We start from the raw sequence: 17,243 nt of genomic DNA, 5'->3' as shown, positions 1-17,243 counted from the left end.
ACGATTGCCTGCATAACGTCCGCCCTGCGGCGGTCTGACCGGAAGAGAGGTGCCACGCGCGTGGCGGCCGTTACGCAGCCTTAGTCGTCTGTAGACGATAGGGCGCGTAGCAGCTGACGGTTGCGACGGGGAAGAATCACCAGCGTGTAGATGATGCCGCCGGCGATGTAGAGGGCGCAAAAGAGAAAGGCGAAGATCCGCGGCTGGGAGTAGACCAGCGCCAGCGCCAGCAGGGCCCCCACCAGGGAACGGATGGGGTGGGCGCGCAGGAAGTCGTATTCCTTGAAGGAAAAGTAGCGCACCCGGCTGACCATGAGCAGGCCCACGAAGATCACCAGCAGGAAGCAGACATAGGGGACGGCGGGCGCGAAGAAGTCCGGCAGCATGCCGGAAAAGAGCACGAAGGTCGCCAGCGTGCAGCCGCCGGCCGGGATGGGCAGGCCGATGAAGAATCGCTTGCTCACGAAGGTCGTGCTGACGTTGAAGCGCGCCAGCCGCAGCGCTCCGCAGGCGGCATAGATGAAGGCCACGGCCACGCCCCAGCGGCCGAAGGCCTCAAGCTGCCACTGCCACATGAGCATGGCCGGCGCCACGCCGAAGGCCACCAGGTCCGCGAGGGAATCGTACTGCACGCCGAATTCGCTGGCCGTGCCCGTCAGGCGGGCCACCTTGCCGTCCATGCCGTCCAGCAGGGCGGAGAGGAAAACAGCATAGACCGCGGCCTCGAAACGCCCCTGCACGGCCCAGACGATGCACAGGAAGCCCATGAACATGCTGAGGGACGTGATGAGGTTGGGGAGGACATAGACCCCCCGGTGCGGGGCTTTCTTGCCATGCTGCGGCGTGCTGTTCTCCACGGTTTTTTCCATAGCGGGGCCGATCCCTTGCGGCTTACTGGGTCTGGCGTCGGGCCACGACGCTCTGTCCGGCGAAAACGCGTTCGCCTACAAATACGGTGGGAGCATATCCTTCGGGCAGGTAAAGGTCAACTCGCGAACCGAAGCGGATCATGCCGCAGCGTTCGCCGCGCGCCAGACCGTCCCCGGGCTCGGCCCGGCAGACGATGCGCCGGGCGATGAGTCCGGCGATCTGCACCATGACCCAGCCTGTCCCGTCGTCCTCGCGCAGGCGCAGCGCGCAGCGTTCGTTCTCCTCCGCGGCCTTGTCGTAGGCGGCATTGATGAACTTGCCGGGCCAGTAGCGGATCTCCTCCACCGTGGCCGCGACCGGGCTGCGGTTCACATGCACGTTGAAGATGTTCATGAAGATGCTCATGCACATGCGCCGTTCCCCGGTGAGGGGATCGGGCCTCTCCTCGATGCGGATCACGCGTCCGTCCGCCGGGCTGACGGCCAGCCCGGCCGCCTGCGGGACGACCCGTTCGGGATCGCGGAAGAAGTGCAGGGAAAACCAGCAGCAGAGCAGCAGGAGCAGGGCGAAGAGCCCGGCATCCAGAAGAGCGAAGATCAGTGCCGCCAGAGCGGTAAGGCCGATGACCGGCCAGCCTTCGGGAGTGATGCCGCAACGGGCAGGACGCATAATGAACCTCGGTGGCGGCCCCGCCCTTGCGTCAGGCGTGCGAAACTCCCGCGACAAGACGAGCCGGTGACATTTTTGGGAGCAACAGTATATGCTCACGCGCGCCGGCAGGCAAGGGAAAAGCGGCCATGCCCCGCTCTTGCGCGTCCGTGCGGCAGCGGCTATGCTGCAAGAATGCGACGAGCTCTTTTCCCTGCCTGTCTTTTCCTTTCCCTGACGCTTGCGGCCTGCGGCCCCAAGGACATCGGCACGGGCACCTCCGAGCCGGACGACGCGCCGCCCGGCGTCAGCTCCGTGGACAGCCTGCGCCAGCCTCTGACGGGCGCAAGCCCCATACAGCGCAGGCTTTTTTTCTACAATCAGCCCCATATCATGATGCAGATGCAGCAATCCAGGCTGGACGACTACCGGCGATACATCAACCGTCATAACGGCGGCGTCGATCCGGAATCGCCCGCCTACCGGGAGGTGCCCCGCCAGCGCAGCCCGTTCCGCCAATAGAGCATTTCCCGTTGGAAACGCGTTGCGTTTCAAACCATGCGGCCTGTCGTTTCGCGGAAAAAACGCGATTTTCCGCCCTCTTAGGGCCGGGCGGCGCTGTGCCGCCGCCTCGCGTTTTACCTTTATCAACGCGAAAACGTTCTAGGGGGGCATGGGCGGACGTCCGCCTGCCGCTCCGGCGGTACCTGTCCGCGTGTCCCGCTGGCCAAGCTGTGGATGAGGCGTCACGCGTCTTGTGGACGGTCTGGCGTCGCTGTCGGTGAACGTCGTCATCCGTGACACGGGCGGGAACCGGAGGTCTCATGGAATTGTTGACCCTGCTGGAGACGCTGTTGCTGTCGCTGTTGTCGGTCATCGCCGCCGGCGTGCTGGGGCTTGTGGCGCTCATCCTCGTGGTCGGCGACAAACACCGGCTGGACCGTACCCAGCCGCCGCGCAGTCGGTGGCAACTGCTCAAGATCCTTTTCTGCGAGGCGCTGCCGCGCCTGTTTGCCGTATTGGTGCTGCGGCAGCCGTTGACAGAGGAAGAGGAGCGTTGCGCACGGCGACTTGGGGCGGACGCGGCGGATGTTTCGGCGTCGGAAGGAGCGGGCACGGCAAGCCCGCCGCCGGGGACGCCTCCCCGACCGGCCCGCGGCGGCACGAGCCGTTATGCGGACTGGCTGCGGCAGCGCAGGCGGCGCAAGGACAAGACGGAATAAGCCGAAAGACGGAAGGCCCCGCCCCGGCCATGCCGATATGCTCGCCGTCATATGAGGAAAGATATGTCAACCATGCAAATCATCGGCGGGAGCATCGTTCCGCCACGTTGCCTTGCCTGTCTGCTGCTTGGCCTGTGTCTGCTTCCGGTGGCGGTTCCGGCTGCCGAGGGGAGCGGTACGCCCGGGGCCGCCTTCGGGACGGGAGAGCCTCATGAACGGATCGAGCATCGTCTGACGGACGCGGAACGACGGCGGGCCGAGGAACAGGCGGCACGGACGAGGGTGGTTTCGCGCGGCGCGTTCGGGGCGGAATCGTTGGAGACGCCCTTGTCGGGGGCGACGTGGCGAGAGGAATGGGAACAGCGCCAGCGGGAAAAAAAAGAGATAGAGGACAACGAACCCAGTCCGAATGTTGTTGAAGCGGCGATAAAGCTGTTGTTCGTTGTCGTCTTGGGATACATCAACTTTCTTTATTTCATGTTTCTGCACCCCGTGCGAGGGTACTTCTGCCATATTAGAGGACGTTATGTGGGGCTGAAGCACATGCGGTTTCGCTGGGTGGAGGAAGACGGCGGCGTTCCCCGGGAGGAGGAGGGTGACGCCATCCCCAAGAAAATCCTGGAGGAATACCCCGAAGAGATACGGGATGATCTCGTCATTGTTTACAGGTATATGCCGTTCTGGCTCAAATTGGGAAAGCTGCTGGTACGCAAGTGGAGAGCGTGGGAACAGGACGATACGACGGCATCGTCCTGGGCGGCTGAGGCCGAGAAGTTTGCCGCCGCGCTCCAGGCCGACGTGGCGTCGCTGCACCCCCCAAAAAAAGGCGCTGACGGGAGCGCCAGGAAAAACCTTCCCGCGAAACGGCGGCAAGACCGCCCCCGGGAAAACAAGCGGGCATAGCCCCGCCCCGGTGCGTTGTTGCTCTCGCGCGGGTCTCGTCGTATGTTCGGCGTGTCGCCGCGCCTCGCCGCGCGGCGGGAAGATGCGGAGGCGTGCCCGCGCGGGCCGGCCTCCGGCAGCGTCCGCCACCCGTCCTGAACGACCCATACGAGGAGAACGATGGATCCCCTGACCCATGCCGCTTCCGGGGCCGTGGCCATGCTGGCCCTGCCCCGCCGTCCCGCCACCCGCTGGGCCGTGCCGCTGGCCGCCCTGGTGGCCGCCTTTCCGGATATCGACATCGCCTTCGTTCGCGGGCCGCTGCAATTCCTGCAGCTGCACCGCGGCTTCACGCATTCCCTGTTCTATCTGCCCGTGTTGGCCCTGCTGCTGGCGCTGGCGGCCCGCCCCCTCTGGAGGCGGGACACGCCGGGCCGCTGGCCGCTGCCGCTGGTCTGGCTCTTTTTCGGCGGGCTCATCCTCCTGCATATCTGGTTGGACTGCATCACCACCTACGGCACCATGATCTTCCTGCCGTTCTCGGCGGAGCGGGTACGCCTCAACGGGGTGTTCATCATCGATCTGCTGCTGACGCTGCCCCTGCTGGCGGCGGTCTGGTTCGCCCTGCGCCGTTCCGCCGTCCGCCCTGCGCGGCTGGCCCTGTGCTGGCTGGCGCTCTATCCCTGCTGCGCCATCGGGCTCAACAGTCATCTGGCCGCCGCCTACCGGGCCGAGCTGACCGGACAGGGCCGGGAGATCGAGCGGCTCGTGGTGTTGCCGGACGCCTTTTCCCCGGTCTTCTGGCGGGCGCTCTACGAGGAGCGGCAGTCCAACGGCCTCGTGGTGCGCGCCGACGGCCTGACCGCGCTGGGCCGGGCGCATGAGCGGGGTTTCCCCCGGCCGGCCCTGCGGCCGGAGCTGGCCGCAAGCCTGCGGGAGCAGTCCGCCATCTGCCGGGATTTCCTTGATTTCAGCCTGCTGCCGCTGACCCTGCCCGTCCCGAAGAACCTGCGTCCCGCGGATGCCGTGTCCGCCCCGGACGAACAGGCGGCGGCCGCGGCCCAGCCGCAGGCCCTGCGCGGCTATCTGGAAATATCGGACGAGCGTTTCGGCAGCAGTCTGCGTTTCGTGCGCTGGATCATGCGCCGGCGGGCAGGGGAGGGCGGTTCGCCCTTCCGGCTCTTCGTGGAGCTGGGCTACGCGTCCGATGCCGTGCCGCGCCTGCTGCGCGAACGCCTCTATCTGCCGGACAGCGGCCGGGATTCCGGCTGGCAGCCGCCGCGTCCGCCCCGGCCGGCGCAGGGGCTGGACTGGTGGCTGGGCCTGCGCTGAGGCGGACCGCAATGCGTTTGCCGTCTTGTTGCGCCGCTTGCGCTCCGGCTGCGGATGACGGCCGGAGGCTGGCCCGGAGTCCGGCCCGTGGAGCCGCTGACCCATGCCGCGGCGGGCGTTGCCGCGCTGCTGGCGCTGCCCCGTCCCGTCCTCAAGCGCCTGTTCTGTCTGAATCGCTCGCCTTGCCAACCGTACGGCCTGTCGTTTCGCGGGGAAAGCGCGCTTTTTCCGCCTGGTCTGGACCGCCGGGCGCTGGCGGCGGTCGTCCTGATCTCTCTTGTGCCGGATCTGGACGCGCTCTCCCTGCTGGCCGGGCAGCAGGCCTTCCTCGTCCTGCACGGCGGCCTCTTGCACGGTCTGGCGCTGGTCCCTCTTCTGGCGCTCTGCTGCCTGCCCCTGTTCCGGCTGTTCCGGCAGGCGGGCACGCCGCCGGCCTCGTGGGCCCGCGTCTGGCTGTTCTGCTGCGGGCTGCTGTGCCTGCACCTTTGGCTGGATGCCGTCACGCCCTGGGGCACCAAGTTGTTTGCCCCTTTTTCGGGGGAGCGCTGGCGCGGCAATGCCGTATCCTGCCTTGATCCGCTTATGCTGCTGGCGCCGCTGGCCGGCATCATCCTGTCCGTGCGGCGGCGCAGTCCGCGTCCGGCCCGCTGGGCGCTGGTCTGGCTGCTGGGCTATCCCTGTCTCGGACTGGCCTATGATGCGATCCTTGAACAGGCTTGCCGGGCGGACTTCGCGGCGCAGGGGCGGCATATCGGCCGCCTTGCCGTGCTGCCGGATGTGTTCGTGCCCGGCCTGCGGCGCGTCGTCTACGAGGAGGAGCTGCCCAAGATGACGACCCTCGTCTGCGTCGAGGGCCTGCTTGCGCCGGAGCATTTCTACGGGCCGCGCCTGTGCGAATTCACCTCGCGGGAACTGCCCGCGAAGCTGCGCGCCTCATCGCCGCTGGGGGCGGCCTTCCTGGATGCGGCCCTTTTGCCCTGGACGCCGGTCCCGCCCGACAGGGCGACGGCCTGGGCCGAAGGCGAACATATCGTCCTCGTGCAGGATGAGCGTTTCGGCAGCAGCATCCCGGCGGTGCGGCACTTTCTGACAGGCTTCTGGGGCGATCCGCCCGCGCCGCTGCGGCTGCGGCAGGCGTACCCTCGGGACGCCGGGGGGCAGGGGCCGCCATCGCGCGAAGAGCTGCGGCTGCCGTTCGGGGCCTGGACGTTCGGGCGGCCCGCGCCGGGGCTGGACGCGGAGCCCGGCCTCCGGTAAAGACATCAGCCACACCAACACCAGCGAGGATTGCATGGACAACGCCTTTTCCCATCTGGACAGCCGGGGCAACGTATGCATGGTGGATGTGGGGCGTAAGCCCGCCACCCGGCGCGTGGCCGTGGCCGAAGCTCTCGTGCGGCTGGCCCCCGCCACTCTGGATCTGCTGCGGCGCGCGGCCCTGCCCAAGGGGGACGTGCTCACCTGCGCCAAGATCGGCGGCATCATGGCCGCCAAGCGCACGGCGGAACTCATCCCCATGTGCCATCCGCTGGGCCTGAGCTATGCGGACGTGCGCTTCGAGATCGACGAGGCCGCCGCCACCATCCGCATCCTGAGCGAGGCACGCACCGACGGCCCCACCGGCGTGGAGATGGAAGCCATCGTGGCCGCGCAGATGGCGGCCGCCACCATCTACGACATGTGCAAGGCCGTGCAGCGGGACATCGTCATCAAGCGGGTGCGCCTGCTGCTCAAGGACGGCGGCAAGAGCGGTCGCTTTGAAGCGCCCGACGCCCGCCTGCCCGAGGATATGGGGAGGCGGGACGCATGACCTTTCCCCAGATCGACCCCGTGGCCTTCAGCATCGGCTCGCTCCAGTTGCGCTGGTACGGCCTCATGTACCTTTTCGCCTTTCTGGGCGGCTGGATCCTGGGCCGCCTGCGGGCTTCCCGGCCCGGTTCGGGCTGGCGCGCGCAGGATGTGGACGACCTGCTGACCTTCGTCATGCTGGGGGTCATCCTCGGCGCGCGTCTGGGCTACGTCCTTTTTTACGACCTTGCGGAATACATCCGCGACCCGCTGGAGATCTTCCGCGTCTGGAATGGCGGCATGTCCTTCCACGGTGGTCTGCTGGGCGTGGTGGGGGCCTTCTGGTATTTTTCCCGCACGCGCAACAAGCCCTTCCTGGAAGTGGCGGACTTCATCGCGCCGCTGGTGCCGCAGGGGCTCTTTTTCGGGCGTATGGGCAACTTCATCAACGGCGAGCTCTGGGGCAAGCCCAGCGATCTGCCCTGGGCCATGATCTTTCCCTCCGGCGGGCCCTGGCCGCGCCATCCCTCGCAGCTTTACGAGGCGCTGCTCGAAGGCGTGGCACTCTTCGTGGTGCTCTGGCTCTTCTCGGCCAGGAAGCGCCGCCCCGGCGCGGTGGCCGGTCTGTTCGCCCTGCTGTACGGCATCTTCCGCTTCGGGGTGGAATTCGTGCGCGTGCCGGACGTGCAGCTGGGGTATCTGGCCTTCGGCTGGCTGACCATGGGGCAGGTGCTTTGCCTGCCGCTCATCCTCGTCGGGGCCTGGCTCATATGGCGGCCCCGCCCGCAGGCGATGTGAGCGGCGTTCATCGTTTGACAGGTGCGCCGTTTTCAGGCTATGCTGACTGGATAGACAGATTTTATCGGGAGGCGTCATGGCCAAGGAAGGTTCCATTGAAGTAGATGGTGTGGTGCAGGAAGCTCTGCCCAATGCCATGTTCCGCGTCGAGCTGGAGAACGGGCACGAAGTGCTGGCCCATATTTCCGGCAAGATGCGCAAGTTCTACATCCGCATTCTGCCCGGCGACCGCGTGAAGGTGGAGCTTTCTCCCTACGATTTGACGCGCGGCCGCATCACCTACCGCATGAAGTAGCCTCCCGCAGCCGCTTTTTGGGGAGCGCACCCCCTGCCTCTGATGCAGGCGGTGCGCTCTTCGTCGTTGCGGCACGGGGCCCGGCGGCGGCTGGAGAACGGAAAGGCTTTCTGCTAGGCTCAAAAGGGGCGGCGTGCCGCCGGTGAGGGAAGCGGCTTCCCGTCACGCCGCGCCAGACGGGAATGGCCGGGAACGGGCGGCGAACAGACGATGAACGGGCGACAAACGGGCCGCGCCGGCCTGAGGCGAACGCCGTGTCCGGCCATCGTGCAACCCAGGAGGACCCATGTCCGGCAATACCTTCGGGCGCATCCTGCGCCTTACCACCTATGGCGAGTCGCACGGCGCGGGCATCGGCGGCGTGCTGGACGGTTGTCCCGCCGGACTGCCCCTGAGCGAGGCGGACATGCAGCGCGACCTCGACCTGCGCAAGCCGGGGCAGGGGCCCGCCGCCACCAAGCGGAAGGAGTCGGACACGGTGCACATCCTGTCCGGCGTCTTCGAGGGACGGACCACCGGCACGCCCATAGCCTTCCACATCGCCAACGAGGATCAGCGATCGCAGGATTACGGCAATCTGGCCGAGGTCTTCCGCCCCGGCCATGCGGACTGGGGCTTTTTCCAGAAATTCCAGGGCCTGCGCGATTATCGCGGCGGCGGGCGCTCTTCCGGGCGTGAGACGGCCGCGCGCGTGGCCGCCGGAGCCGTGGCCCGTCTGCTGCTGGCGACGCACGGCATCGGCGTGGATGCCGCGGCCGTGGAGCTGGGCGGCATCGCCGTGCCGCCGGAAGAGCGCGAACTGTCAGAAGCCTTGTCGCGGCCCTATTACGCGGCCTCGGCGGCGGTGGTCAGCCGCTGGGACGAACGCGTGGCCGAAGCCCGCAAGGCCGGGGACACGCTGGGCGGCATCGTGGAGATCCGCGCCCGCAACGTGCCGCCCGGCTGGGGGGAACCGGCCTTCGACAAGTTGGACGCCTGTCTGGCGTACGCGCTCATGGGCGTGGGCGCGGTCAAGGGCGTTGAGGTGGGCGACGGCTTTGCCGCGGCCCGCAGCACAGGCTCGGCCAACAATGATCCGCTGACGCCGGAGGGTTTTGCCTCCAACCATGCGGGCGGCATCCTCGGCGGCATCTCCAGCGGGCAGGACATCCTTCTGCGCGTGGCCGTGAAGCCCATCGCCTCCATCCCCCAGGAACAGCGGACCATCGACAGGGAAGGCCGCCCGGCCACGGTGCTGGTGGGCGGACGGCATGATCTTTCGGCCATCCCGCGCATCGTGCCCGTGCTGCGGGCCATGACCGCGCTCACGCTGGCCGATGCCCTGCTGCTGCAGGCGCGCATGGCGGCGCTGCCGGAAAACGTGCTGCCCCTGCCGCGTCCGGCCGCTCTGCGGGACGGGCGCTGGTGATGGCCGCTCCGCTGCCTGACGCGACGCCCTTGCGGTCCGGTCTTTTCCGTGGTTGCGGTCCGGCCCTGACGGCGGATCTCCACGCGCTGGGCATGGCCTGCGTGGGGGAGGTGCGCCGGGCCGATCCCGACGGCCTGTACGCGGCGCTGTGCCGGCTGCGCGGGCCGCAGGACATTTGCGTGCTGGATCAATTGCGCTGCGTCGTCGAGCAGGCCCGCCAGCCCGCCTGTCCGCCCGAGCGGCGGGACTGGTTCTGGTGGTCGCGGCGGCGCAAGGCGGGCGACGTGCCGCCGCTTTCCCCTGTCCCGGAGTCTGCCCATGAGTGATGTGCTGCCCCTGTTGCAGGATCCCGATGCCGTGGAACTGTGCGGCACGCTGGAGCGGGTCGTTTTCCACAATGAGGAGAACGGCTATACCGTCCTGCGGCTGCAGCCGGACAAGCCCCTGCCCGGCCAGAGCAAGGTGCAGGGCGCGCCCGCGCGCGGTCTGAGCCGCGATCCCGTGACCTGCGTAGGGCATATGGTGCATCCGCAGCCCGGCGTGCACCTGAAGGTCTCGGGCCGCTGGCAGGTCAATGCCCGCTACGGCCGTCAGATCCATTTCGATCTGGCCGAGGAGATCCTGCCGGCCACCACCGAGGGCATACGGCTCTACCTGGCCTCCGGCCTCATCCGGGGCGTGGGGTCGGAGATGGCCGGGCGCATCGTGGAAAAGTTCGGGGAGGACACCATCCGCGTCCTGGACGAGGAGCCGGAGCGTCTGCGCGAGATCCGGGGCGTGGGCAAGAAGAATTTCGAGCGCATCTGCCAGAGCTGGCAGGAGCATCGCGGCATCCGTGACCTCATGCTCTTCCTGCAGCCGCACGGCATCACGCCCGCCTATGCGGTGCGCATCTACCGGGCTTACGGCGGCGAGGCGCTGCAAGTGGTGCGGGAGAATCCCTACCGGCTGGCCATGGACATCCACGGCATCGGCTTCGTGACCGCCGACGCCGCGGCCCGCAAGCTGGGTTTCGAGGTGGACAACCCCCTGCGCGTGCAGGCGGGCATCCTCTATGTGCTGCAAAAATCCACCGACGACGGCAACGTCTATCTGCCGCAGGAAGAGCTGCTGGCCCAGGCCTGCGAACAGCTCGGCGTGGAAGAGCAACTCGTGCTGGAAGCGCTGGACGTGCTGGAAGCCGAGGAACGCCTTGTGCGGGAATGGCCGGAAGAGCCGCTCTGCCCCGCGCCGGTGGAAGACGAAGCCGAGGTCCCGCCTCTTTCCCCGGCGGTCTATCTGCGGCGCTACCATCACTGCGAATCCAAGACGGCTTTCTACCTCCAGCGCCTGCTGCGCTCGCCCAAGTCCGTGCAGTTCAGCGATCCTGACGCGCTGGTGGACAAGGTGACGGGAGAACTCAGCATCCAGCTCGCGCCGGAGCAGCTCGAGGCCGTGCGTACCGCCGCCCGCAGCAAGGTGATGGTGCTGACCGGCGGCCCCGGCACGGGCAAGACCACCATCATCAACGCCATCATCCGCCTGTTCGGCGAAGTGCGGGCGCGCATCCTGCTGGCCGCGCCCACGGGGCGGGCCGCCAAGCGCATGTCCGAGACGTCGGGCCGCGAGGCGCGCACCATCCACCGTCTGCTGGAATACAGCCCCAAGGAAGACGGCTTCGCCCGCAACGAGGACAATCCGCTGGCCTGCGGCCTGCTGGTGGTGGACGAGGCCTCCATGATGGACATCCTGCTGTTTTACCATCTGCTCAAGGCCGTCCCGCTGGGGGCGACGCTGGTGCTGGTGGGCGACGTGCATCAGCTGCCGTCCGTGGGGCCGGGCAACGTGCTGGCCGACATTATCGCCTCCGGCGCGGTGCCGGTGGTGGAGCTGACCGAGATCTTCCGGCAGTCGGCGGAAAGCGAGATCATCTGCAATGCCCACCTCATCAATCGCGGGCAGGTTCCGTCGCTGGAATCCAGCCGGGACAGGCTGTCGGATTTCTACTTTATCCGGCAGGACGTGCCGGAAAAGGCGGCGGATCTCATCGTGGATTTGGTGCGCAACCACATCCCCCGGCGTTTCGGGCTGGACCCGGTGGACGACATCCAGGTGCTCACGCCCATGCATCGCGGGGCCGTGGGCGCGGGCGAGCTCAATGCCCGCCTGCAGGAGGCGCTCAATCCCCACGGAACGGAAGTGCGGCGCGGCGAGCGGGCCTTCCGCCTGCATGACAAGGTCATGCAGATCCGCAACAATTACGACAAGGACGTCTTCAACGGCGACGTGGGCCGCATCGTCTTTCTGGACGGCAAGGAGCGCACCCTGAGCGTCAATTTCGACGACCGCGTGGTGCCCTACGATTTCGACGAGCTCGATGAGCTGGCCCCGGCCTACGCCATCTCCATCCACAAGTCGCAGGGCTCGGAATATCCGGCCGTGGTCATCCCGCTCATGATGCAGCATTATGTCCTTCTGCAGCGCAATCTGGTCTATACCGGCGTGACGCGCGGCAAGAAGCTGGTGGTGCTGGTGGGCGAGGCCCGCGCCCTGCACATGGCCGTGAAGAACAACCGTACCCGCATCCGGCATACCCGCCTCACCGAGCGTCTGCGGCCGCCGGATGCCGCCCCGCCCCCGCACCGGGAGCGGAAAGCGTAAGCGGCCATGGCCCCGCCGCCGGTTTGGGCGGCCAGCGACGCGTTGCGGTTTGCCGCAAGGGCCGCAAGCGTCTTGCGGAAAGGCGTCGTACCGCGCCGGCCCTTCCGGGGAGAGGCGCGGGAAAGGCATTTGCAATTCGTGTCAAATAGGATAAGGAGAATCGACGGCAGGCTGCCGGAGCCCCGGCCCCGCCGGAAAAGGAGCAGAATCATGGCTGAAGAAAACAAACGTCTTGGCGTCGTCATCGACAACAGCAAAGACAGCGATATCGACCCCGAACTGGCGGATGAGATCCTGCGCGACGATGATAACTACGTTCCGCGCAACAGCCTTGGCGGCGGCGCGGCCGACGCTCTCCTGCGCGCCAACTCGTCCGCTCCTGTCGCGCCCAACCGCATCATCGGCATCGCGGCCATGGTCTGCGCCGTGTCCAGCGTCTTCATCCTTGCTCCGCTCTTCATCCCGCCGGCGGTGGTGCTGGGCTGCGTGGCCCTCTGGAGGAAGCAGTATTTTCTGGGCATCATGTCCCTGCTGATCTCTGTTTTCTCCTTCTTTACTTCCGCCACCATCATGACGGCGGTGAACAAGTTCCTCATGTAGGCAGACCGGACGGAACGCCCCGTCAGCGCGCAGCGTTCGCATGACGCTGCCGGAAGGCTCCGGCTGACGCCCCGGCGTCAGGGCGGAGACTCGTGAGTCGTGCCCGCGAAGGCGGGCGAGAAGAGGGCCGCCTCGGAGCGGGATGCTATCCCCGCACAACATATTTCGGGGGGAACCGGCGCGATCGACCGTGCATGTCGCGCCAGTTCCCCCCGATCTTCGTCCGCCCCGCATGCTCGCAGGAGATGCGGGGCGGATGGTTTCTGTCCGTTAGCGCGGATCCGTATGGAAATTGTGTCCAATTTCCATGCGGATGCTGCCCTCACACTATGGAAAACGCGTGGTTTTCCGCTCGCTTTCGGCCGGGCGGCGCTGTGCCGCCGCCTCGCGTTTCCCCTTTTTCAAAGCTGAAACACTCCAAGGCGTAGTAGTGCAAATTTTACAAACAATCTCCCGTGCCGGCGGAGGGCTTTCCCTTCCTCCCAAACAGGCAGTAAGGAGTGCTGACAGGCCCTAGCTGTTCTTCAGATCCTCGACGATGTGGCTCAGGTTCTGGGTCTGCGTGTTCAGGCTCTCCACGGCGGCGGCCGCCGTGCGCATGGCGCGGGCGAGTTCGTCGGCCCGCTGGTTGACCTCGCTGATGGAGCGGTTGATCTCCTCACTGGCAGCGGACTGCTGCTCGCTGGCCGCGGCGATGGCCCGCACCTGATCCGAGGAGGTCTCGATAAGCTGGAAGATCTCCTTGAGGGCCGCGCCGGACTGGTCGGCAAAGCCCGTGGCCTGGCTGATGTTCTCCACGGCGATGTCCACCTGCTTCATGCTCTTGTCGGCGCTGTTCTGGATGGCATGGATGGCCGTGGCCACATCCGTGGTGGAGTTCATGGTCTTTTCCGCCAGCTTGCGCACTTCGTCGGCCACAACGGCAAAGCCGCGTCCGGCATCGCCGGCACGCGCCGCCTCGATGGCCGCGTTGAGGGCCAGCAGGTTGGTCTGGTCGGCGATATCCGAAATGACGCTCATGATCTGGCTGATGGCCTGCGCCTGTTCGGCCAGCGTATTCATGTCCTGACGCAGCTGGCCGGACTGGTCCTGCACGCTCTGGATGCTCTGCACGGACTTGGCCACCACCGTGGCCCCCTCATCGGCCTTGCTGCGGGCCTCGGTGGACATGTCGGCGGCATTGCCCGCGCTGCGGGCCACTTCCAGCACGGTGGAATTCATCTCTTCCATGGCCGTCGCCGTTTCGCCCAGACGGGCCGACGCCTGGCTGGCTCCCTGGCTGGCGTTGTCGATCTCGACGGTAAGGCTGCTCACGGCCGCGCTGACCGATTCCACCACGCTCTCGATGCGCGCCGCCGCGGCGAGCATGCCTTCGTGCCGCGCACTTTCAGCCTGCTTGCGGGCCTCTTCGGCTTCCGCCAGGGCCTTGCGGGCCTCTTCGCCGCGCGCCTCGGCTTCGCGGGTCTTGGCTTCCGCTTCGGTGGTGCTCCGCTGCAGGCTGCTCACCATGCCGCGCAAGGCGTCGGCCAGCTGGCCCATGTCGTCCTTGCCCTGCACATCCAGCACGGCTTGCGTATTTCCGGCGGCCACGGCCAGCGTATAGGCGGTGATATGCTTCACCGGGCGGGCCAGGCGGATGCCCAGCAGCACCGAGAGCGCCAGCAGCACCAGCAGCACGCCGCCGCTGGCCAGGCAGGTGACGGAGATCCCTTCATTGCGCAGGGCATCCAGCGTCGCCACCGGCACGCCGGCGAACCACATGCCGATGATCTGTCCCCCGGCATCCCGGGCCGGCCAGTAAATGGAGCGGTAGGGCTCGCCAAGGATCACGTTTTCCTGCGTGGCGGACTGCCCCCGCTGCAGGACGGCATCCAGGATCTCGGGGCTTTCCAGCCGCGTTCCTACAGCCCTCTGCCCGTTGGCGACGATGCTGGTCATGACGCGGGTATCGCCTTCAAAGAAGGTGACTTCCAGGTCGTTGATCCGCTTGAGCCAGTCGATATGCTGGGGCTCGTCGAGCGAAACGCCCAGCGCAAGGGTGCCGATGACCTTTCCGCCGTTCTGGCGGATGGGCAACACCGCGCCCAGCAGGTGAGGCACCTTGGCGAGCCTGCAGATCCCGACCGTTTCCTGGCCGCCAAGGGCGGACTTGACGGCGGCGGAGGCGGATTCGTCGCTGCCGGTCTGCTTGTCGCTCTTGCTCGCCAGCACCTCGCCCGCGGCGTTGCCGACCATGATGATGTCGATCTGGCTCTGACGGCCGAAGTCGTTGATAAGGGTCTGGATCGCCTGACGGTCGTTTGCTTCCACGGCGCGCCGCAGTGCGCCGTCTTCCGCCAGCGCGAGGCCGATGCAGCGATACCGCTGGGAGGTGGCCGTGTTGACGGCATCCATATTGCGATGCACCCGATCAAGGCTGTCGCTGATGGATTCTTCCAGAGGGCGCGTCATGAAGTGGATGCCGACGGCAACGGTGATGGCGCTGGTCAGCAGCATGGAGCAAAAGAGACTGATAACAACCTTGAGAGTCAGGTTCAGGCGCATAGACACCTCTCGCTTTTGCCGGAAAACTGGCGTAGAACAGGGGGATTTTTTTCCTGTTATCGACAAAAAAAGAAAAATTCATAGGGAAAACAAGTAATTTATCGTTACTGCAATGAAAAAAGAAGTAAGTCGGCGCAAAACGTCGCAATGTATGATTCCCACAGCGAGCTTTGGAGAGGGCGGCTTTCAGGGGCGGAACGGCAGCAGATGCCGCCTGCGTTCCTCGCGGCTGAGGGAAAGGATATCCCGCAGGCAGGCCGTGGACGAGGCGGCTTTGGAGGCGGAGAGCAGGCGTTCGACCAGCGCGGCCCGGCGCTGGTTTTCCTCCCCGCCGCCCAGCATGCCTTCCCTGCCCAGCAGCTGGAGTCCCCTGCCGAGCCGGGCGGCCAGCCCCTCTTGCAGCGCAGCGCAGGCTGCCGCGGCGGCGCACGTGGCTTCCTCCGTCGCCATGAGCGACGACAGATGGCAGCTTTCCACATAGAGGCCGTAAAGATAGCCGCCCAGACGTCGCAGATGCGTCTGGCTCCGGGCCGCCGCGCGGATCAGCAGCGCGTACTCCCGTCGGCGGCAGGCTTCGGCTACGGACAGGGCCTGTGCGCTGTGCGGCAGCCTGCGCAGGATGCGTGCCTCCTCCGGCGACGGCGGGCAGGGCAGGTCGGGGGCGGGCGACCAGGCGACGCGCAGCGGGGCGTTCTCCCGCAAAAAGCCTTCCGGCCTGCCGAAAACGAGGGCAAAGTCACGATCCGCGGCAATGAGGCCGCCGAGCACGGCGTGGCGGTCGAGGACGATCTCTTCCTGCTCTTGCCAGGGCCAGGCAGGCAGGCGTATGGCCGCTTCGACAAGGGCGTGTTCCGGTCCCAGGGCGCAGCCCGCCGCACGGCAAGCCGCGATGTCCCGCAGGGCCTGCGCCGGGGCCTCGCCGTCCAGGCTATCCAGCAGGGCAAGGACGATGCGGTACGCCTTCTCGCGGGCGGCCTCCTGTGCGGGATACTCAGGGCCGGGAACGAAGCTGATGCCGTTTTGGATGACGAAGGTCTTGAATGCGCCGGCGTCTTCCTCCACCAGGCGCTTGAGGTCGGCGCTGCCGGGGCCGGATGTTTGTCGCGGCTGGGCAGGGGATGCCGGAACGGCGCAGGCAAGGATGCCGGACAGGAGCAGGACGCGGCGGAGGGCGGACAGGGGCGGCAGATGCGGGGGCATGGGGGAGCCTCGGTAAAAAAAGACCGTCCCAAAGCCGGGACGCTTCAGGACGGTCGTTGTGCTTTTTGCGGTCTTGCGCCGTTGCAGGGGCGTTAAGGGAGCGGGCAGGGCGTCAGGTAGACGGTGCGCTCTTCCTGGGTGAGCGTGACGATCTCCCGCAGGCCGTCCAGCGTGGGGCGGCCCTTGTCGGCCGTGAGCAGGCCCTGAAGCCGCTTGGCCAGCTCGGCCCGGCGGGCGTTCTCCTCCCCGCTGCCCAGCATGCCTTCCTTGCCCAGCAGTTCCAGGGCCTTGCCGTGATGCGCGGCCAGGTTCTCATGGACGAGGAAGAGCGGTTCCAGTTCGTCGCTCTCGGCGGCGGCAAGCACCATGACCGAGGTCATGTAGAGCCGTTCGATATAGACCCCGTAGATGTGCGCGCCCAGCAGGCGCAGCAGGTGCTCATCCCTGGCGGCCGCGCGCACGAAGGCCGCGTATTCCTGCTTGCGGTATTTTTCCGCAATGGCGCGGGCGCGCTCGCTCTGGGGCTTGTCGCGCAGGGTGCGCAGCTCCTCCTTGCTGGGGGAGGGCAGCTTTTGCTGCCAGAGCGATTGCAGTTGGCGGTTCTCCCGCAAGGCGTCCTCCGGCTTGCCGAAGAAGAAGGCAAAGCCGCGATCCGCGGCGATCATGCCGCTGAGCACGGCCCGCTGATCCTCGTTCTCGGTGGGGCAGGTCTCTTCGGAGACGGCCAGCGCGGGCTGGTAGACGAAGCCCGCCTCGCGGTAACGGGCGATGTCCCGCAGGGCCTGTGCCGGGGAGTCGCCGTCGAGCACATCCAGCAGGGCGGAGACGATGCGCTGCGTTTCCGAAGCGGGCAAGGCGGACGGTGCGGCCTGCACGAGGGCGGCCTGCAACAAAAGGGCGACCCCGCAGAGCAGGGTCGCCGTCAGAATACGCGGATGCCTAGGTGTTGTGTTCCGATAGGTTGTTCACCCTTTCCTCATTCGGTAAGTTGGAAGTTACCAGACAAACCAACAAA

General features: G+C 66.8%; 17 protein-coding genes. 12 read left to right on the top strand and 5 right to left on the bottom strand.

The window, feature by feature from the left end; all coding sequences use genetic code 11:
* Positions 1-80: 80 nt before the first annotated feature.
* Together pssA and Q0K12_RS02020 are read right to left on the bottom strand one after the other, a co-directional pair.
* Positions 81-869, bottom strand: coding sequence for a CDP-diacylglycerol--serine O-phosphatidyltransferase (gene pssA, locus Q0K12_RS02025; protein WP_297259935.1), 789 nt, complete (start codon positions 867-869; stop codon positions 81-83).
* A gap of 22 nt (positions 870-891) precedes the next feature.
* A complete protein-coding gene (locus tag Q0K12_RS02020) occupies positions 892-1,539 on the bottom strand; it encodes a phosphatidylserine decarboxylase family protein (protein ID WP_297259933.1) in 648 nt (215 codons plus the stop codon).
* 174 nt (positions 1,540-1,713) lie between these two features.
* Here Q0K12_RS02020 and Q0K12_RS02015 point away from each other — a divergent pair, with 174 nt between their 5' ends.
* The 12 genes from Q0K12_RS02015 to Q0K12_RS01960 all read left to right on the top strand — a co-directional run bounded on the left by Q0K12_RS02015 (position 1,714) and on the right by Q0K12_RS01960 (position 12,484).
* Positions 1,714-2,040: a chemotaxis protein gene (locus Q0K12_RS02015; RefSeq protein ID WP_297259931.1), complete on the top strand. Its 327-nt coding sequence runs from the start codon at positions 1,714-1,716 to the stop codon at positions 2,038-2,040.
* A 302-nt stretch (positions 2,041-2,342) separates the two neighbouring features.
* Positions 2,343-2,741, top strand: coding sequence for a hypothetical protein (locus Q0K12_RS02010; protein ID WP_297259930.1), 399 nt, complete (start codon positions 2,343-2,345; stop codon positions 2,739-2,741).
* A gap of 72 nt (positions 2,742-2,813) precedes the next feature.
* Complete coding sequence (locus Q0K12_RS02005; protein ID WP_297259928.1) at positions 2,814-3,644, top strand: hypothetical protein; 831 nt, start codon at positions 2,814-2,816, stop codon at positions 3,642-3,644.
* A 159-nt stretch (positions 3,645-3,803) separates the two neighbouring features.
* Positions 3,804-4,955, top strand: a complete 1,152-nt coding sequence (locus tag Q0K12_RS02000; protein WP_297259926.1) for a metal-dependent hydrolase — start codon at positions 3,804-3,806, stop codon at positions 4,953-4,955.
* 87 nt (positions 4,956-5,042) lie between these two features.
* Positions 5,043-6,212 (top strand): metal-dependent hydrolase, encoded by a 1,170-nt coding sequence (locus Q0K12_RS01995; protein WP_297259924.1) that lies wholly within the window; start codon positions 5,043-5,045, stop codon positions 6,210-6,212.
* A 34-nt stretch (positions 6,213-6,246) separates the two neighbouring features.
* Positions 6,247-6,765, top strand: a complete 519-nt coding sequence (gene moaC, locus Q0K12_RS01990) for a cyclic pyranopterin monophosphate synthase MoaC (RefSeq protein ID WP_297259923.1) — start codon at positions 6,247-6,249, stop codon at positions 6,763-6,765.
* On the top strand, positions 6,762-7,541 hold the full coding sequence (gene lgt / locus Q0K12_RS01985) for a prolipoprotein diacylglyceryl transferase (RefSeq protein WP_297259921.1): 780 nt from the start codon (positions 6,762-6,764) through the stop codon (positions 7,539-7,541). Before moaC ends, lgt begins: the two co-directional genes overlap by 4 nt.
* A 76-nt stretch (positions 7,542-7,617) precedes the next feature.
* Positions 7,618-7,836, top strand: coding sequence for a translation initiation factor IF-1 (gene infA / locus Q0K12_RS01980; RefSeq protein WP_006008898.1), 219 nt, complete (start codon positions 7,618-7,620; stop codon positions 7,834-7,836).
* A gap of 286 nt (positions 7,837-8,122) precedes the next feature.
* Positions 8,123-9,244 carry a chorismate synthase gene (aroC, locus tag Q0K12_RS01975; RefSeq protein ID WP_297259919.1) on the top strand — a complete coding sequence of 374 codons (1,122 nt, stop codon included), beginning with the start codon at positions 8,123-8,125 and terminating at the stop codon, positions 9,242-9,244.
* Entirely contained in the window at positions 9,244-9,570 is a 327-nt protein-coding gene (locus tag Q0K12_RS01970) for a helix-hairpin-helix domain-containing protein (RefSeq protein WP_297259917.1), read from the top strand. The genes aroC and Q0K12_RS01970 overlap by 1 nt, the downstream gene beginning before the upstream one ends.
* The gene (locus Q0K12_RS01965) at positions 9,563-11,884 is read left to right on the top strand and encodes an ATP-dependent RecD-like DNA helicase (protein WP_297259914.1); all 2,322 of its coding nucleotides are present in this window, start codon (positions 9,563-9,565) and stop codon (positions 11,882-11,884) included. The genes Q0K12_RS01970 and Q0K12_RS01965 overlap by 8 nt, the downstream gene beginning before the upstream one ends.
* Before the next feature lie 210 nt (positions 11,885-12,094).
* Positions 12,095-12,484: a hypothetical protein gene (locus Q0K12_RS01960; protein WP_297259912.1), complete on the top strand. Its 390-nt coding sequence runs from the start codon at positions 12,095-12,097 to the stop codon at positions 12,482-12,484.
* 513 nt (positions 12,485-12,997) lie between these two features.
* Here Q0K12_RS01960 and Q0K12_RS01955 read toward each other — a convergent pair.
* From Q0K12_RS01955 to Q0K12_RS01945, 3 genes are all read right to left on the bottom strand, one after another.
* The gene (locus Q0K12_RS01955) at positions 12,998-15,028 is read right to left on the bottom strand and encodes a methyl-accepting chemotaxis protein (protein WP_297259910.1); all 2,031 of its coding nucleotides are present in this window, start codon (positions 15,026-15,028) and stop codon (positions 12,998-13,000) included.
* A 186-nt stretch (positions 15,029-15,214) separates the two neighbouring features.
* Positions 15,215-16,228, bottom strand: a complete 1,014-nt coding sequence (locus Q0K12_RS01950; protein ID WP_297259907.1) for a hypothetical protein — start codon at positions 16,226-16,228, stop codon at positions 15,215-15,217.
* A 92-nt stretch (positions 16,229-16,320) separates the two neighbouring features.
* Positions 16,321-17,121 carry a hypothetical protein gene (locus tag Q0K12_RS01945; protein WP_297259906.1) on the bottom strand — a complete coding sequence of 267 codons (801 nt, stop codon included), beginning with the start codon at positions 17,119-17,121 and terminating at the stop codon, positions 16,321-16,323.
* Between the last annotated feature and the right edge of the window lie 122 nt (positions 17,122-17,243).

This window comes from uncultured Desulfovibrio sp. (assembly GCF_944324525.1).
GTDB lineage: Bacteria > Desulfobacterota > Desulfovibrionia > Desulfovibrionales > Desulfovibrionaceae > Desulfovibrio.
Note: the sequence above shows the minus strand (reverse complement) of the source record. Positions and strands in the feature narration are given on the sequence as shown.

What these genes read in the sequence shown, in the direction of transcription:
- pssA (WP_297259935.1), bottom strand. Translation starts at nt 869, where the DNA reads ATGGAAAAAACCGTGGAGAACAGCACGCCGCAGCATGGCAAGAAAGCC.
- moaC (WP_297259923.1), top strand. Translation starts at nt 6,247, where the DNA reads ATGGACAACGCCTTTTCCCATCTGGACAGCCGGGGCAACGTATGCATG.
- Q0K12_RS01950 (WP_297259907.1), bottom strand. Translation starts at nt 16,228, where the DNA reads ATGCCCCCGCATCTGCCGCCCCTGTCCGCCCTCCGCCGCGTCCTGCTC.
- Q0K12_RS02015 (WP_297259931.1), top strand. Translation starts at nt 1,714, where the DNA reads ATGCGACGAGCTCTTTTCCCTGCCTGTCTTTTCCTTTCCCTGACGCTT.
- Q0K12_RS02010 (WP_297259930.1), top strand. Translation starts at nt 2,343, where the DNA reads ATGGAATTGTTGACCCTGCTGGAGACGCTGTTGCTGTCGCTGTTGTCG.
- Q0K12_RS01960 (WP_297259912.1), top strand. Translation starts at nt 12,095, where the DNA reads ATGGCTGAAGAAAACAAACGTCTTGGCGTCGTCATCGACAACAGCAAA.
- aroC (WP_297259919.1), top strand. Translation starts at nt 8,123, where the DNA reads ATGTCCGGCAATACCTTCGGGCGCATCCTGCGCCTTACCACCTATGGC.
- lgt (WP_297259921.1), top strand. Translation starts at nt 6,762, where the DNA reads ATGACCTTTCCCCAGATCGACCCCGTGGCCTTCAGCATCGGCTCGCTC.
- Q0K12_RS02005 (WP_297259928.1), top strand. Translation starts at nt 2,814, where the DNA reads ATGCAAATCATCGGCGGGAGCATCGTTCCGCCACGTTGCCTTGCCTGT.
- Q0K12_RS01970 (WP_297259917.1), top strand. Translation starts at nt 9,244, where the DNA reads ATGGCCGCTCCGCTGCCTGACGCGACGCCCTTGCGGTCCGGTCTTTTC.
- Q0K12_RS02000 (WP_297259926.1), top strand. Translation starts at nt 3,804, where the DNA reads ATGGATCCCCTGACCCATGCCGCTTCCGGGGCCGTGGCCATGCTGGCC.
- Q0K12_RS01965 (WP_297259914.1), top strand. Translation starts at nt 9,563, where the DNA reads ATGAGTGATGTGCTGCCCCTGTTGCAGGATCCCGATGCCGTGGAACTG.
- Q0K12_RS02020 (WP_297259933.1), bottom strand. Translation starts at nt 1,539, where the DNA reads ATGCGTCCTGCCCGTTGCGGCATCACTCCCGAAGGCTGGCCGGTCATC.
- infA (WP_006008898.1), top strand. Translation starts at nt 7,618, where the DNA reads ATGGCCAAGGAAGGTTCCATTGAAGTAGATGGTGTGGTGCAGGAAGCT.
- Q0K12_RS01955 (WP_297259910.1), bottom strand. Translation starts at nt 15,028, where the DNA reads ATGCGCCTGAACCTGACTCTCAAGGTTGTTATCAGTCTCTTTTGCTCC.